16 protein-coding genes are annotated in these 14,224 nt (G+C 53.5%); 15 read left to right on the top strand and 1 reads right to left on the bottom strand.

What is annotated here, in order from left to right:
- Nucleotides 1-2 precede the first annotated feature (2 nt).
- From nqrF to G516_RS0105995, 5 genes are all read left to right on the top strand, one after another.
- Nucleotides 3-1,226 (top strand): NADH:ubiquinone reductase (Na(+)-transporting) subunit F, encoded by a 1,224-nt coding sequence (nqrF, locus tag G516_RS0106015; protein WP_028292898.1) that lies wholly within the window; start codon nucleotides 3-5, stop codon nucleotides 1,224-1,226.
- 201 nt (nucleotides 1,227-1,427) lie between these two features.
- Entirely contained in the window at nucleotides 1,428-2,606 is a 1,179-nt protein-coding gene (locus G516_RS0106010) for an acyl-CoA desaturase (protein WP_051218995.1), read from the top strand.
- 127 nt (nucleotides 2,607-2,733) lie between these two features.
- Nucleotides 2,734-3,405 carry an SDR family oxidoreductase gene (locus G516_RS0106005; RefSeq protein WP_028292896.1) on the top strand — a complete coding sequence of 224 codons (672 nt, stop codon included), beginning with the start codon at nucleotides 2,734-2,736 and terminating at the stop codon, nucleotides 3,403-3,405.
- A gap of 31 nt (nucleotides 3,406-3,436) precedes the next feature.
- Nucleotides 3,437-3,811: a hypothetical protein gene (locus G516_RS0106000; RefSeq protein WP_028292895.1), complete on the top strand. Its 375-nt coding sequence runs from the start codon at nucleotides 3,437-3,439 to the stop codon at nucleotides 3,809-3,811.
- Complete coding sequence (locus tag G516_RS0105995) at nucleotides 3,771-4,166, top strand: hypothetical protein (protein ID WP_169449500.1); 396 nt, start codon at nucleotides 3,771-3,773, stop codon at nucleotides 4,164-4,166. The genes G516_RS0106000 and G516_RS0105995 overlap by 41 nt, the downstream gene beginning before the upstream one ends.
- Before the next feature lie 74 nt (nucleotides 4,167-4,240).
- Here the strand turns inward: G516_RS0105995 and G516_RS0105990 are convergent, their stop codons facing one another.
- Nucleotides 4,241-5,542, bottom strand: coding sequence for a BaiN/RdsA family NAD(P)/FAD-dependent oxidoreductase (locus G516_RS0105990; protein WP_028292893.1), 1,302 nt, complete (start codon nucleotides 5,540-5,542; stop codon nucleotides 4,241-4,243).
- A 123-nt stretch (nucleotides 5,543-5,665) separates the two neighbouring features.
- On the opposite strand from G516_RS0105990, the gene G516_RS0105985 reads away from it, so the two are divergent.
- From G516_RS0105985 to G516_RS21265, 10 genes are all read left to right on the top strand, one after another.
- The gene (locus tag G516_RS0105985; RefSeq protein WP_028292892.1) at nucleotides 5,666-6,031 is read left to right on the top strand and encodes a metalloregulator ArsR/SmtB family transcription factor; all 366 of its coding nucleotides are present in this window, start codon (nucleotides 5,666-5,668) and stop codon (nucleotides 6,029-6,031) included.
- 46 nt (nucleotides 6,032-6,077) lie between these two features.
- On the top strand, nucleotides 6,078-6,545 hold the full coding sequence (locus tag G516_RS0105980; protein WP_028292891.1) for an arsenate reductase ArsC: 468 nt from the start codon (nucleotides 6,078-6,080) through the stop codon (nucleotides 6,543-6,545).
- Between the two features lie 10 nt (nucleotides 6,546-6,555).
- A complete protein-coding gene (gene arsB, locus G516_RS0105975; protein ID WP_028292890.1) occupies nucleotides 6,556-7,575 on the top strand; it encodes an ACR3 family arsenite efflux transporter in 1,020 nt (339 codons plus the stop codon).
- Between the two features lie 11 nt (nucleotides 7,576-7,586).
- Nucleotides 7,587-8,309, top strand: coding sequence for an arsenical resistance protein ArsH (gene arsH / locus G516_RS0105970; RefSeq protein ID WP_028292889.1), 723 nt, complete (start codon nucleotides 7,587-7,589; stop codon nucleotides 8,307-8,309).
- A gap of 134 nt (nucleotides 8,310-8,443) precedes the next feature.
- Nucleotides 8,444-9,199, top strand: coding sequence for a DUF599 domain-containing protein (locus G516_RS0105965; RefSeq protein ID WP_211225069.1), 756 nt, complete (start codon nucleotides 8,444-8,446; stop codon nucleotides 9,197-9,199).
- Nucleotides 9,200-9,210: 11 nt separating this feature from the next.
- Nucleotides 9,211-9,693, top strand: a complete 483-nt coding sequence (locus G516_RS0105960) for an FKBP-type peptidyl-prolyl cis-trans isomerase (protein ID WP_028292887.1) — start codon at nucleotides 9,211-9,213, stop codon at nucleotides 9,691-9,693.
- 85 nt (nucleotides 9,694-9,778) lie between these two features.
- The gene (gene qhpR / locus G516_RS0105955; protein ID WP_084644899.1) at nucleotides 9,779-10,870 is read left to right on the top strand and encodes an AraC-like transcriptional regulator QhpR; all 1,092 of its coding nucleotides are present in this window, start codon (nucleotides 9,779-9,781) and stop codon (nucleotides 10,868-10,870) included.
- Between the two features lie 139 nt (nucleotides 10,871-11,009).
- A complete protein-coding gene (glnT, locus tag G516_RS0105950) occupies nucleotides 11,010-12,380 on the top strand; it encodes a type III glutamate--ammonia ligase (RefSeq protein WP_051218994.1) in 1,371 nt (456 codons plus the stop codon).
- A 145-nt stretch (nucleotides 12,381-12,525) separates the two neighbouring features.
- Nucleotides 12,526-13,380 carry a phytanoyl-CoA dioxygenase family protein gene (locus G516_RS0105945; RefSeq protein WP_028292884.1) on the top strand — a complete coding sequence of 285 codons (855 nt, stop codon included), beginning with the start codon at nucleotides 12,526-12,528 and terminating at the stop codon, nucleotides 13,378-13,380.
- Between the two features lie 83 nt (nucleotides 13,381-13,463).
- Nucleotides 13,464-14,189, top strand: a complete 726-nt coding sequence (locus tag G516_RS21265) for a type 1 glutamine amidotransferase (RefSeq protein ID WP_051218993.1) — start codon at nucleotides 13,464-13,466, stop codon at nucleotides 14,187-14,189.
- The last annotated feature ends 35 nt before the right edge of the window (nucleotides 14,190-14,224 follow it).

Here is a 14,224-nt window from a genome sequence, read left to right as displayed (position 1 = left end):
TTATGAACGTAGAAATTATTCTCGGCGTTGTGATGTTTACCGTGATCGTACTGTCACTGGTATTCATCATTCTGGGCGCCCGTGCCAAGCTGGTTAGCTCTGGTAACGTAAAAATCCTGATCAACGGTGAGCGTACCGTTGAAACTGAAGCTGGCGGCAAGCTGCTGCAAACCATGGCAGCCAACGGTATCTTCCTGTCCTCCGCTTGCGGTGGTGGTGGTACCTGTGCTCAGTGTAAGTGCAAGGTAACTGATGGTGGCGGTGAAATGCTGCCAACAGAAGCTTCTCACTTCACCAAGGGTGAAGCTCGTGAAGGCTGGCGTCTGTCCTGCCAGACTCCTGTTAAGCAGGACATGGTAGTAGAAGTGCCAGAAGAAGTGTTTGGTGTTAAGAAGTGGGAAACCACCGTTGTTTCCAACCCGAACATGGCAACCTTCATTAAAGAGCTGACTCTGGCTCTGCCAGAAGGCGAAAACGTAGACTTCCGTGCTGGTGGTTACGTGCAGCTGGAATGTCCTCCATACGAAATCAACTACTCTGATTTCGATATCGAGGAAGAGTACCGTGGTGACTGGGAGCGCTTTGGCTTCTTCGACCTGAAGGCCATTAACAAGGAAACCACCATTCGTGCGTATTCCATGGCCAACTACCCGGAAGAGAAGGGTGTTGTTAAGTTCAACATCCGTATCGCGACTCCGCCTCCAGGTGCCAAGGACATTCCGCCAGGCATCATGTCTTCCTACGTCTTCAATCTGAAGCCGGGCGACAAGGTGACTGTATACGGTCCGTTTGGTGAGTTCTTCGCACGCGACACCGATGCCGAAATGGTATTCATCGGTGGTGGTGCGGGTATGGCGCCTATGCGCTCTCACATCTTCGACCAGCTGAAGCGTTTGAACTCCACCCGTAAGATCAGCTTCTGGTACGGCGCACGTTCCCTGCGTGAGCTGTTCTACCAGGATGAGTACGATAAACTGGCGGCTGAAAACGAGAACTTCGAGTGGCACGTTGCCATGTCGGACCCTCAGCCAGAAGATAACTGGGACGGTTTGACCGGCTTCATTCACAACGTACTGTACGAGCAGTACCTGCGTGATCACGAAGCGCCGGAAGATTGTGAGTACTACATGTGTGGGCCTCCAATCATGAACCAATCCGTGATCAACATGCTGCTGAGCCTGGGTGTTGAACCGGAAAACATCATGCTGGATGACTTCGGCGGTTAATCCCTGAAGTCTTCAATATGAAGTGAAAGAGCCGCGCAATGCGCGGCTTTTTTGTGCCTGCTAAAAATCATGGAAGTGTCTGACTGTCCCACGTATTGTTAGCGCCTGATGGCTCGGCTGATCATTGGTTCTGCTATCGTTTTATAAGTAATGCTGGTAAAACGGCCATCAACCGATAATAAACAAAAACAGTGACGATTTATGAAAGAGCACACAAACCCTGACGCTGGCGAGAGTGCCGCAAAATCTGAAAAGCCGCCCATTCATTGGGTGCCGGCCATTATGTTTTCTGCCAGTACGCTGGGCGTTTTGACGCTGGTGCCCTGGTATGGCTTTACCTATGGTTACGAGACGTCCGCCTGGGTCGCTTATCTGGTGATCACCTGGTTGACGGGCATGGCCATTACCGGTGGCTACCACCGTTTGTGGGCCCACAGCGCCTACGAAGCCCATTGGTTGCTGCGTGTCTGGTACGCCTTGTGGGGTGCATCGGCGTTGCAAAACACCATTCTGGAATGGTCTTCCGGCCACCGCGTGCATCACAAGCATGTGGATGATGTCGACAAGGACCCGTACTCGGCCAAACGCGGTTTGTGGTTTTCCCATATTGGCTGGATGCTGCGCCAGTATCCATCGGGCAAAACGAACCACAAGAACGTCAAAAACCTGATGAGAGATCCGGTGGTGATGTGGCAAGCCAAATATTACATCTGGATTGTTGCTGCCATGAACATTGGTTTGCCAGTGGTGCTGGGTCTGATCTTCGGTGATGTGTGGGGCATGCTGCTGTTGGCCGGCTTGCTGCGCATGGTGAGTACCCATCACGTGACTTTCTTTATTAACTCCATTGCGCACAAATGGGGCTCCCAGCCGTACACGGACGAAAACACTGCTCGTGACAATTGGTTCTTTTCCATTCTGACTCATGGTGAGGGTTACCATAACTACCACCACATTTTTCAGACTGACTACCGTAACGGCATTCGCTGGTATCACTGGGACCCGACCAAGTGGTTTATCAAGGCGTGTTCATGGGTAGGTTTGGCGTCGAATCTGCGCACCGTGTCAGACTTCAAAATTCAGCGTGCCAAAGTTCAGATGCAATTCAAACGGGCCAAGGAAAATCTGGCCGCTCGTCAATTGCAGGAAGAAGAGCACCAGCGCTGGAGTGACGTGCTGGAACAAGAGTATGAGCACTACAAGACCATGCTCAACGATTGGAAACACTTGCAGGCTGAACGCTATGTTGCGACCAAGCAAAGCCTGGCCGACAAGTGGGAGGCTGCGGCCATTCGTACCCGATTTAAAGAAATTGAGTACAAGCTGCAAATGCAACACAAGCGCCTGAGCATGCTGGCTTCAGAGCTGGCACCGGCCTGATTTATCTCGCAATAAACCGCCTTCGGGCGGTTTATTCGTTTCTAGGCCTCATGTGGATGGGCCCTGGCGTTGCAGGGGAGTCATTGACTCCGCTAGTATGGCCAGCGAATTTGCAATGGAGCATATTATGCCTACCGTACTGATTACGGGTGCCAATCGCGGCATCGGTTTGGAGCTGGCCCGGGCCTACAGCGAACGGGGTTATCAGGTGTTTGCGGCTTGTCGGGAATCTTCTGATGAGCTGGACGAACTGGCAGATGCCACCATTTCAGGCATTGATGTGACCAGCGAAGAGTCTGTTGCTGCCTTGCAGGCGATTGCAGCCCAGCTGTTGGATGCACCATTGGACATCCTGATCAACAACGCTGGTATCTTCAAAAACGAAACCCTCGACGACATGGACTTCGACCAGATTCGTGAGCAGTTTGAAGTTAACGCTCTGGCGCCCTTGTGTGTGACTCATGCGCTGCTGCCTTTGATGGCGGAAGGCGGCAAGGTCGCTAACATCACCAGTCGTATGGGATCGATGGAAGATAACGGCTCTGGCAGTTACTATGGCTATCGTGCTTCCAAGGCTGCTCTCAACGCCATTGGCAAAAGCCTGGCGGTAGACCTCAAGCCACGCGGTATCGCAGTGGCGCAGTTACATCCGGGGTTTGTGCAAACCCGTATGGTTAACTTCGCGGGTGATATTTCACCGCAGCAGGCAGCCAGTGGCTTGATCGCTCGAATTGATGAGCTGACATTGGAAAACACCGGTGGTTTCTGGCACTCCAATGGCCAGCAACTGCCGTGGTAATCCCAATCTTTGAAAATTACAGGAATACATAATGGCTAACGCCCGTATCACCAAAAAGCACCACACTCGTTTTATCGCTGATTTCTTTGTCGAGTGTATTCAGGACAAAGAATGGGAAGGCAAACTGAAATCACTGGCTGAAGAAAACAAGGTCGACACCGCTGTTGACGGTTTCCCGGCCGATTTCTTCAAGGCGTTTCCGGAAGCGGAAGGCCTGAATCTGCACTATTGCATCGAACGTATCGAATACGCCGATGTGCCACGCAGCGCTTCTTGCTGGTGGCCAGTGGAAGAGAACACCGCGTACTTCATGGCCTATCCGGCAGACTACCCGAACAGCCAGCTGTTCATGGCCATCGACTTTGATGACTGTGATCACCACGAAGGCTGTGGCCACGATCACTGATTTTTCAAAGAAGGAACTGCCGCTAATGGACGTTTTTGATATTTTCCAGAACTTCCGTATCAGTGAATCTGAAAGGCTGAGCGGCGAGGCAAAGGGAAAGGCCGTTAATAACGAGATCGATATCAGGGCAATGAGAGACCAGATTGACCATCTGTCTCTGGTGTCCAAGGCGATGTGTGAGTTGTTGGCGGAAATCGGTTTTGACCAATCGATGCTGGAAGCTAAAATTCGTGAAATTGATCTTCGTGATGGCAAATTGGATGGCAAGCTGGAGCAAACAAAGACGTGTCAGGATTGCTCCAGGGTTCTCGCCATGCGCCACGTTCGCTGCCTGTATTGCGGCGCGACGGTCTGATTCAGTCAGTTATCAGTTTGCCGAAATAGCCGTCCAAGTGGACGGCTTTTTTGTGCCTGCTAAAACCGTATAAATCAACCCAAAGTCGCTTTGCTTTGTTCAACAACGCCCAGTCCAGCGGCTTTGCCGGTGGCGAAGCAGGCTGTCAGCAAATAGCCTCCGGTGGGCGCTTCCCAGTCGATCATTTCCCCAGCGACAAATACACCTGGCAGCTGCTTGAGCATCAGTTGTTCGTTCACTTCATCCCAGCACAAACCTCCGGCTGAAGAAATGGCTTCGTCTACCGGGCGGGTTGAGGTCGGCTGTATTGGCATGGCTTTGAGTGCTTGGGCCAGCTGCTGGAAGTTGTTGGGATCGAATTTTTCAACACAGTCGCGCAACAGGGTGTTGGCAATGGCTGGCAGTTTGAGTTTTTTTCGCAGCCAGTTGCTGAACGATAGCTTGCCCCGTGGTTGGCTAAGTTTCTTTTGCAGTTCATCCATCGACAGATTCGGTAGCCAGTCGAGACACAGGTGTGGGTCATTGCCCGCCATCAGTTGTTCCCGTATCGGACGGCTCAGCGCGTAGACCAGGCTGCCCTCAATGCCGTATTCGCTAATGATAAATTCGCCGGTGCGTTTGACGGTCTTACCATCAGGGCCGCGCACGCTTAACGCTACTTGTTTCAGTGGTGCGCCGGCAAAATTCTTCTTCAGATAATCACTCCAGTTAACCTCGAAACCACAGTTGGCAGCGACCAGAGGCTTGCTGTTGATGCCGCTGGCATCCAACCAGGGCCGCCAGGCGCCGTCTGAGCCCAAACGTTTCCAGCTGGCGCCACCAAGTGCCAGCACCACGGCATCGAACTGGCGTTGCAGGCTGCCGTCGCGGGTCTCAAACTGCCAGGTCAAATCACTGCAATCTGCGGGTGGTTGCGCATCAGGTTGTGAGTTGCTGCAGTCAGCCCAGCCAGTCCAACGGTGGCGCTGGTGAAAAACCACCCCATGTTGCTTTAGGCGAGTTAGCCAGGCGCGCAGCAGGGGAGCCGCTTTCATGTCGGTGGGAAATACCCGGCCAGAGGTGCCGACAAAGGTTTCGATGCCAAGCTCATGAATCCAATTGCGCAATTGGTCTGGCGTAAAACGATCAAGCAGGGGTTTCAGCTGCGCTTGCTCCGCCCCGTAGCGGGTAACAAATTGCTCGTAGCCTTCAGAGTGAGTGATGTTCATGCCACCAATACCGGCCAGCAGAAATTTGCGGGCCACCGAAGGCATGGCGTCGAACACTTCCACCGCCAGCCCGGCGTTTGCGATTTGCTCGGCGGCCATCAAGCCGGCGGGGCCTGCGCCAATTACAGCAATGCGGGTAGGGGAAACAGAAGAAGTCGGGGCAGGCATGGCGGTTAATCAGTCGTTGCGAAAACGCGGATTGTACCCGATTTCGGCGGGCTGGGTCGGGACTTGTATATATGGAAAAACGAATATATGGTTGCCCGTATATAGAACTGCTCCGGAGCCACGATGCAACCTGTTGAATTACTCAAGCTGCTTGCCGACGAAACGCGTCTGGCAACCGTCTTGCTGGTGAAACGCTACGGCGAGCTGTGCGTTTGTGAACTGACCGAAGCGCTGGACCTTAGCCAGCCGAAGGTGTCCCGTCATTTGGCGCAATTGCGAACGGCAGAACTGCTTACCGGTGAAAAGCGTGGCCAATGGGTGTACTACCGGGTTAGCCCGACGCTGGATGCTGCGGCTAATGCGGTGCTTGCCAGCCTGGCATCGGCCTATGGCAGCTACATTCAGTCAGCGGTAGAGCGGCTGGGTGATTGTGCCCCGAAAGCCAAGGCCCCCGGCTGCTGTCAGCCGCGTGAAAGCGCCAACTTTTAATTCAGACAATTCGCTATTTCCATCTCTTTCTTATAGGAACATGCCCATGAAATTCCTGTTTGTATGTACCCATAACCGTTGTCGCAGTATTTGCGCTGAGGCCGTTGCCCGCCATGTGCTGGGTGGCGGCTTTGAAGTGCGCAGTGCGGGTAGCCAGCCTGCCGGTGTTGTCTATCCGGGCTCCATTGCCGCGTTGCAACAGCACGGCATTGATACTGCCAATCTGCAAAGTCAGTCCTGGGATGAGTTTGAAGAATTCGCCCCGGATTATGTGGTGACGGTATGCGACAGCGCGGCCAATGAAGCCTGTCCGCTGTGGATTGGTGAAGGCAAGAAAGTGCATTGGGGCCTGAAAGACCCTTCCAAAATGCCAGAGGGCGAAGCCCAGGATGCGGCGTTTGCCGAGCTGATCCAGACTCTGACCAAGCGCCTGGAAGCCGTTAAAACGTTGGATACGTCGCTGACTGCTGATGAGATTCGCGCGCAGCTGCAATCTCTGGCTGACGTCTACTGAGGGCTGGCGAATGGGTATTTTTGAGCGTTTTCTTACCGTTTGGGTCGGTGCCGGTATTCTCGCGGGCATCGGCCTCGGTCTGATGTTACCGGGACTGTTTGAAGCCATTGCCGCGCTGGAAGTGGCCAGTGTCAATCTGGTGGTGGCAGTTCTTATCTGGCTAATGATTTACCCCATGATGGTGCAGGTCGACTTCGCCTCCATCAAGGATGTGGGTAAAAAGCCCAAGGGTTTGTTGCTGACGCTGGTAATCAACTGGTTGATCAAGCCCTTCACCATGGCCGCTTTGGGTTGGCTGTTCTTCAAAGTGTTCTTTGCTGGCTGGGTCGATCCCGAGACGGCGTCAGAATACATCGCCGGTATGATTTTGCTGGGCGTTGCTCCGTGTACCGCCATGGTGTTTGTCTGGAGTCAGCTGACCAAAGGCGACCCTAACTACACTCTGGTGCAGGTTTCCATCAATGACATCATCATGGTGTTTGCCTTCGCGCCGATTGCGGCGCTGCTACTGGGAATATCCGACGTCACTGTGCCGTGGGAAACCCTGTTGCTGTCGACCGTCCTGTACGTGGTATTGCCACTGGTCGCCGGTTATTTCACGCGCAAAGCGTTGGTGAAAGGTCAGGATACCAGCAAGCTGGATAGCCTGATTGCGACCATTAAACCCTTTTCCATCATTGGCCTGATCGCCACCGTAGTGATTCTGTTTGGCTTGCAAGCGCCTGTCATTGTAGAAAAACCGTTCGATATTCTGTTGATCGCCATTCCGCTGATGCTGCAAACCTACGGCATTTTTGCCATCGCGTATTGGGCCGCCAAGCGCCTGAAGCTTAGCCACGACGTGGCCGCGCCAGCCTGCATGATTGGCACCAGTAACTTTTTTGAATTGGCCGTTGCCGTCGCCATTGCGTTGTTTGGCCTGCAATCCGGTGCAGCGTTGGCAACCGTTGTGGGTGTGCTAGTGGAAGTGCCTGTTATGTTGTCGCTGGTGGCCTTTGCTAATCGTACCCGTCATTGGTTCAACGGATAAGGGAGTAGAGTATGTCTGAACACGAAATGCCAAACATTGAAGACAACCTGTTTCATGTACCCACGCCAGAGGTGTTGTTCCAGAACCCGGCGTCGACCCATAAACCACGCATTCTGCTGCTGTATGGATCATTGCGTCAGCGTTCATTCAGCCGTCTGGTGACCGAGGAATGTGCGCGTTTGTTGGAAGCCATGGGGTGTGAAACCAGAACCTTTAATCCGTCCGGCTTACCGCTGCCAGACGATGCCGATGCTGAGCACCCGAAAGTGCAGGAGCTGCGGGATCTGGTGCAGTGGTCAGAAGGCATGGTGTGGTGCTCGCCGGAGCGACACGGCGCCATGACGGGTGTTATGAAAGCCCAGATCGACTGGATTCCACTGAGCCTTGGTGCGGTGCGGCCCACTCAGGGCAAAACGCTGGCGGTGATGCAGGTGTGCGGTGGCTCGCAGTCGTTCAACGTGGTGAACCAACTTCGCGTATTAGGGCGCTGGATGCGCATGGTCACCATTCCGAATCAATCGTCTGTGGCCAAGGCCTGGGCGGAGTTCGACGACAACGACCGCATGAAGCCGTCTGGCTACTACGACCGTATCGTCGATGTGATGGAAGAACTGGTCAAGTTCACCTATCTGACCCGTGACAGAAGTGATTTTCTGGTCGACCGTTATTCTGAGCGCAAGGAAACTGCGGAAGAACTGATGAAGCGTGTCAACGTACGTTCGGACGACAGCTGATACTTTATGCTGGCCTATCTCTCCTAAAAGAGACATCCCGGAGGGGATAATTGGCACCTCCGGGCACTGGTGGGCTGGCGTCTTCTTTGCTTCAATGATTGTAAATTGAACCGTCTGATTGCGAGATACGGACCTTGGAAACCACCAACGAAGAAGTCATTGGTCTGCTTAACTGGGCCAGCCTTGGCTGGTTCTTGTTTTGTTGGATTGCTTACAGCACCTTTGCCAAATACATGGCGCGCAAAACGGCGTCGCTGTCGTCTGTGATGCATGTGCATCGAATCAACTGGATGCGACGGGTGCTTACCCGTGAGATCCGTGTGGCTGATGCCACCCTGATGGCCAACGTCGAGCGTAACGCCAACTTCTTTGCATCCTCCTGCGTGCTGGTGCTGGCGGGTTTGCTGACGGCCCTGACGGCGGTACACGAAGTGCGAGACCTGCTGGCCAAGGTGTCGTTTGCCACCATCGACTCCATTCTGGCGATGGAGTTAAAAATCGTAGTGATGATTTGTGTGTTCATCTACGCCTTTTTTACCTTCACCTGGTCAATGCGTCAGTTTGGCTTTGCTTCGGTGATTCTGGGTGCGGCCCCGATGCCGGACGATAAGGATGCCACGGCCAGCGACCGCCGCAGTTATGCGATCTACGGCGCCAAAGTGATCGATCAGGCCAGCCACAGTTACAACAACGGACTTCGAACTTTCTACTTTTCATTGGCATTGCTGATGTGGTTTGTGAACACCTGGTTCTTTATGGTCGGAACCGCTGTGGTCGTTGGCGTATTGTATGAGCGGGAGTTTTTGTCCCGGTCGCTGAAATCTCTCAAAATGATCGAAAACGTCGGTGATAAACTCACCCGTGACGACAAAGAACTCTCCAAATACTGAACGGAACCCCTATGGTTGAAATTATTGCAGTCGCCATCATCGCCGTACTGTTTGGCTACGCGCTGAGAAAAGCCGGCGTTGGCAGCAAGGGCGCAGAAGAAAACATGGAAGCCGGCAATGCCTTTCTGGCAGAAAACGGACAGCGGGACGGTGTGGTGACCACCGAATCGGGTTTGCAATACGAAGTCTTGAACGAAGGCACGGGTGGAGAAGGTGAGCGCCCAGGTGCAAAAAACAAGGTTACCGTGCATTACCACGGCACACTGATTGATGGCACCGTGTTCGATAGCTCAGTAGAGCGCAACGAGCCAATCAGCTTTCGTTTGAATCAGGTGATTCCTGGTTGGACTGAGGGCGTTCAGCTGATGACCAAAGGCCAGAAGAACCGACTCTTCATCCCGGCGCAACTGGCGTACGGCAAACAGCGTGCGGGCAAGATTAAGCCGGGCAGTACGCTGGTTTTTGATGTTGAACTGCTCGATTTTGAATCCTGATACACTCAAACCTCCTGTTCAAACCCAGTCGCTGGTTTGAATATTGCTTCACCAAGGGTAAATAAAGATTCCCTTTGGTGAAGCCATGTCGCTATCGTCTTCCAATCTCCAAAACAACAACTCCCATGGTCTGGCGGAAAAAGTCTGTCGCGCACGTTCTGGCTCCTCTTCACTGGTCGGTTCTGGTGTGCTGGCATCGGTCACGGTGGGGCTTGAAGATTTTATTGACTCGCAGGGTGCCAGCAGTGCCAGCGTATTAAGTCGTGCAGGTCTGGACAGTGGTTTGTACAACCAGCCCAATCGGCATATATCCCTGAAACACTACTGTGGTTCTATTCACGAAGCGGCGCGGGCGACGGGCAATGAGCATTTCGGCCTCTGGTTCGGTAACCAGTTTCAACCGGAAGGGCTGGGCTTGTATGGCTATCACGCCATCAGTGCACCAACCCTTAAGGATGCCATTGCTGGCATGGTGCAGAATTTTCATGTCTTCCAGCGCAATAGCTTGCTGACATTCGATCAGCAGGATGATCTTTGTTTTCTTGAATACAAGCTGCTGGACGGCGAAATCATGGATCGACGTCAGGATGCTGAGCTGACGGTCGGCATGTTCGCCAATGTGCTGAAACGGGGCATGGGGCAACACTGGAACCCGCTGGAAGTGCATTTTCAGCATCCGGCGCTGGTGCAAAGATCACCGCACCGGGATGCGTTTCAGTGCGATATCCGCTTTAACGAACAGCGCAATGTGATCGTCTTTAAACGCCAGTGCCTTGAACAGCCGATGCCCAATGCCAACAGTATGCTGCACAACATTGCTCTCGGATCGATGCTCGAATTGGCCTCAAAACAGCCGCAAATCTTGTCGCTGAGTCAGCGAGTCAAAAGTGAAGTGATTGAGCTGTTGGCAGACGGTGGCGCCACAATTGATGAAGTGGCGGGTAGGGTGCTGCTGTCACGACGCTCGTTGCAGCGCCAGTTGGCCCTGGAAGGTTATTCCTTTTCGTCGCTGGTTGAGGAAGTGCGTGAGGCCCTGGCGGAGTATTATCTGCAATACGATCAGCTGAGTATTTCAGAGGTGGCATTCCGGTTGGGCTATTCCGAAATCAGCGCTTTTACCCGTGCCTTTGTGCGCTGGAAGAAACTTAATCCGTCGGATTGGAGACGGTTGCAGTAGCATTTTTCATTTCTTAAGCAGCCTTTGGCGTTTTAAACAGCTGTTGGCACCAGATGCCAACTATGTGGTTTCTGCGGTCAAAGGCTTTTCCCTCACTTTCCACGACACTGAATCCATCCCGACAAGAGAGGATGGAATCATGTCTGAAGTATCCGGTATCTGGGTTTGCCCGGAAAACAACGCCCTTGAGGCGGCACAAAACTTTCTGACTGCGCACCAGGTGTCTTACTTGCTGGTGCAGTTTGTGGACATGCACGGCAGTGTCAAAAGCAAATCGGTACCCGTTGAGTGCCTTGAGGGCCTGACCATCGAAGGAGCTGGTTTCGCGGGAGCGGCGGTGCAGGGCTTTGATATGTCACCGCAGGACCCTGAATACATGTTGATTGCGGACCTGAAAACACTGCGATTGCTCCCGTGGATGCCAGGGTATGCATCCCTGCGAGGCGAAGGCACTGTGGCCGGTGAAATTTGCCATATGGATTCGCGCAATGTACTTGCGGCACAGACCGAGCGTTTGCAGCGTCGAGGCTGGCGCATGATGACTGGTCTGGAGCCTGAGTTGTATTTGCTGCGCCGTGATGAAAACGGGGCGGTCGTGCCGTTCGATAGCACAGACGTTATGAAGCACCCTGCATACGACTACCGTGGCATCACCCGCAACACTGAGTTTCTGGAAGGTATGCACCAGTCTTTGAAAAAAGTCGGGCTGGAGGTCTATCAGATCGACCACGAAGACGCTAACGGTCAGTTTGAAATGAATTTCAAATATGACGAAGCGATGCAGTCGGCCGACAACATACTGTTCTTCAAAATGGCGGCCCGTGAAATAGCCAATAACATGGGCGCCATTGCCAGCTTCCTGCCAAAGCTTAATGCCGACACCACCGGTAATGGCATGCATGTTCACTGCTCGATGGTTGATGGCAGCGGTACCAACCTGTTTCAGGACGACTCAGACCCGTCCGGTATGGGGCTGTCAAAATTGGCCTATCACTTTATTGCCGGTGTGATGCAGCACGCCAAGGCACTGTGCGCTTTGCTGTGTCCGTCGGTTAATTCCTACAAGCGTTTGATGGTCGGTACGGCTGAGCGGCCAAGCTGGGCGCCGGTGTTTATTGCCTATGGCGATAACAACCGCTCAGCCATGGTTCGTATTCCTTATGGACGTTTGGAAGTTCGTATTGGCGACAGCGCCATGAATCCGTACCTCGCCACCGCGGCAATCATCGCCGCCGGGCTGGATGGGGTAGACCGTGAACTGGCAGCGCCAGAGCCCCAGTCTCTCAATTTCTACGATTTGTCATTGCAGGCCATCGCTGACATGGGCGTCGAACGCCTGCCAGAAAACCTCAACGACGCCCTCGATGAGCTGGATGCCGACAGCGTATTAAAAGATGCGCTGGGGCCTGATCTCGTCAACAGCTTTATCAAACTCAAGCGTCACGAATGGCATGAATACCACCGGGCGGTTTCCGAGTGGGAAATCGAACGCTATCTGACTTTTTACTGATACGACTTTTTACTGATACGACCTTGTGCCGACGACAACCGCGTCACCGACGTATCAGCTTCAAAACCAGGACGTATTTAACCCAATTCAGAGTACGGCTCGTCGTGCCTATCGAAGAAAGGAAGAGGACGAGCGAGGAGATCCCATGATTGAACTCAGTCAACAACAGGTCGAACAATTTCGCCGCGACGGTTTTCTGATCGTCGAAAAGCTGGTTGAGGCGGATGTGGCCGATGCCATTCGCGAACGCTTTGAACCACTGTTTGTGAATGGCGAATTTGAAACTGGTATCAAGCCAGATGAAGTCAACCTACCGGAAGGTAACCCGCCGTATACCAAGCAGATTTGTAATGCCTGGAAGTCGGATTTAACCGTTGCCCGCACCGGCTTGTCTGAAAATATCGGCCGTTTGTGCGCACAGCTGGGCGGTTGGGAAGGCAGTCGGCTGATGGTCGATAACCTGTTGTGGAAGCCACCGGCTGGCCGTTCGATTGGTTTTCATCAGGACAGCATGTACAGCCTCTGGATCGACAAGCCGGAGCTGGTCAGTTGCTGGCTGGCGCTCGACGACACCACTGCTGAAGGTGGCACGCTGGTATATATCAAAGGCTCCCACAAGTGGGGTGAGGCCAAACCCATCATGCAGTTCCACGGCCCGGAGGATGACCTTAAAGAGGCACGGGAATGGGCCGAGGCCAATGATCTGGAATTGGAGCTGGTGCCTGTGGTTGTGCCGAAAGGTGGCTGTGCTTTCCATGACGGCTGGACCTGGCACGGCTCGCGAGTGAATCGTGCGGATGTGCCACGCCGAGCCATGGCGATGCATTTCTTCCAGCACGACATCCAGTTCAACCCGGACAAGATGGACGTGGGCAACGGGCCAATCTATGGCAAGTACAAAAAGCTCGATTCCAACGAGGTGGATGAATCCTATTTCCCGATTACCTGGACCAAATCCGGCTACCGCAGCCCGGGTTTGGACAAATTTCTGAAGGGCTGAGGCCCAATCCGGTTTACGGCCTTCCTGATTCATTCTGAATCTGCCCCCTTGGAAGGCCTTTTTATACGTTAAGGAGCTGGCTTGTGAAAATTGCAGCCATTATGGCCGGTGGTATGGACGGCCCTGTTGAGTGTGGCCGGTATGGTGAGGTGATTGAATCTCGTGGCGGTGAACTGCATTGGTTTTACCGACGCCGTCATCATGGATTACCGATAGTAAGCGATTTCGACGCCATGATCGTCTTTGGCGGTGAGCACAGTGTGCATGACCCAATGCTGAAACCCTATTTCGACGAGTTGGCTGAGTGCATACGTGCGTTTGACCAGGCACAGAAGCCGGTGCTGGGTTCGTGTCTTGGATGCCAGTCGATTGCTTATGCCTACGGTGGCAAAGTGCGGCCGCAGGGGTTTCTGGAATACGGCTTTACGGCGCTCGAATTGACCAAGGCCGCAGCGAATGATCCGCTGTTGGCAGGTTTGGAACAGCAGCAGATGCTGTTTGAAATGCACTCGGATACCTTCGATCTGCCGCCAGCAGCAGTCAGCTTGATGACCGGAAGTCGGGTGCAGAATCAGGCATTTCGGATTGGTGAGCAGGTGTGGGGCTTTCAGTGCCATTTTGAAGTGACGCCTGCCATTGTCGATGCCTGGAATCGACGCGAGTTAATTGGCAATCCGAACCAGCCACAATCGGTCATTGCCCGCTTGATTCAACAGCTGGACGGTGATTTCAGCATGTATCAGCGCGCTCAAACCGAGTTCGCCAAAACCGTCGTTGGGCGCTGGCTGGACCTGATTGGGTCTGATTGAGATCCGGCTGGGTGTTGGTTTGGAGTCAAACGATC

The sequence above is a fragment of the Oceanobacter kriegii DSM 6294 genome, from assembly GCF_000422845.1.
Lineage (GTDB): Bacteria > Pseudomonadota > Gammaproteobacteria > Pseudomonadales > Oceanobacteraceae > Oceanobacter > Oceanobacter kriegii.
The sequence above is the reverse complement of the archived record's forward strand: the minus strand, read 5'-3'. Positions and strand labels throughout refer to the sequence as shown.

Coding starts and splice junctions, on each gene's coding strand:
- G516_RS0105980 (WP_028292891.1), top strand. CDS start 6,078: ATGAAATTCCTGTTTGTATGTACCCATAACCGTTGTCGCAGTATTTGC.
- arsH (WP_028292889.1), top strand. CDS start 7,587: ATGTCTGAACACGAAATGCCAAACATTGAAGACAACCTGTTTCATGTA.
- G516_RS0105995 (WP_169449500.1), top strand. CDS start 3,771: ATGACTGTGATCACCACGAAGGCTGTGGCCACGATCACTGATTTTTCA.
- nqrF (WP_028292898.1), top strand. CDS start 3: ATGAACGTAGAAATTATTCTCGGCGTTGTGATGTTTACCGTGATCGTA.
- arsB (WP_028292890.1), top strand. CDS start 6,556: ATGGGTATTTTTGAGCGTTTTCTTACCGTTTGGGTCGGTGCCGGTATT.
- G516_RS0105985 (WP_028292892.1), top strand. CDS start 5,666: ATGCAACCTGTTGAATTACTCAAGCTGCTTGCCGACGAAACGCGTCTG.
- G516_RS0105990 (WP_028292893.1), bottom strand. CDS start 5,542: ATGCCTGCCCCGACTTCTTCTGTTTCCCCTACCCGCATTGCTGTAATT.
- glnT (WP_051218994.1), top strand. CDS start 11,010: ATGTCTGAAGTATCCGGTATCTGGGTTTGCCCGGAAAACAACGCCCTT.
- qhpR (WP_084644899.1), top strand. CDS start 9,779: ATGTCGCTATCGTCTTCCAATCTCCAAAACAACAACTCCCATGGTCTG.
- G516_RS0106000 (WP_028292895.1), top strand. CDS start 3,437: ATGGCTAACGCCCGTATCACCAAAAAGCACCACACTCGTTTTATCGCT.
- G516_RS0106005 (WP_028292896.1), top strand. CDS start 2,734: ATGCCTACCGTACTGATTACGGGTGCCAATCGCGGCATCGGTTTGGAG.
- G516_RS0106010 (WP_051218995.1), top strand. CDS start 1,428: ATGAAAGAGCACACAAACCCTGACGCTGGCGAGAGTGCCGCAAAATCT.
- G516_RS0105960 (WP_028292887.1), top strand. CDS start 9,211: ATGGTTGAAATTATTGCAGTCGCCATCATCGCCGTACTGTTTGGCTAC.
- G516_RS0105945 (WP_028292884.1), top strand. CDS start 12,526: ATGATTGAACTCAGTCAACAACAGGTCGAACAATTTCGCCGCGACGGT.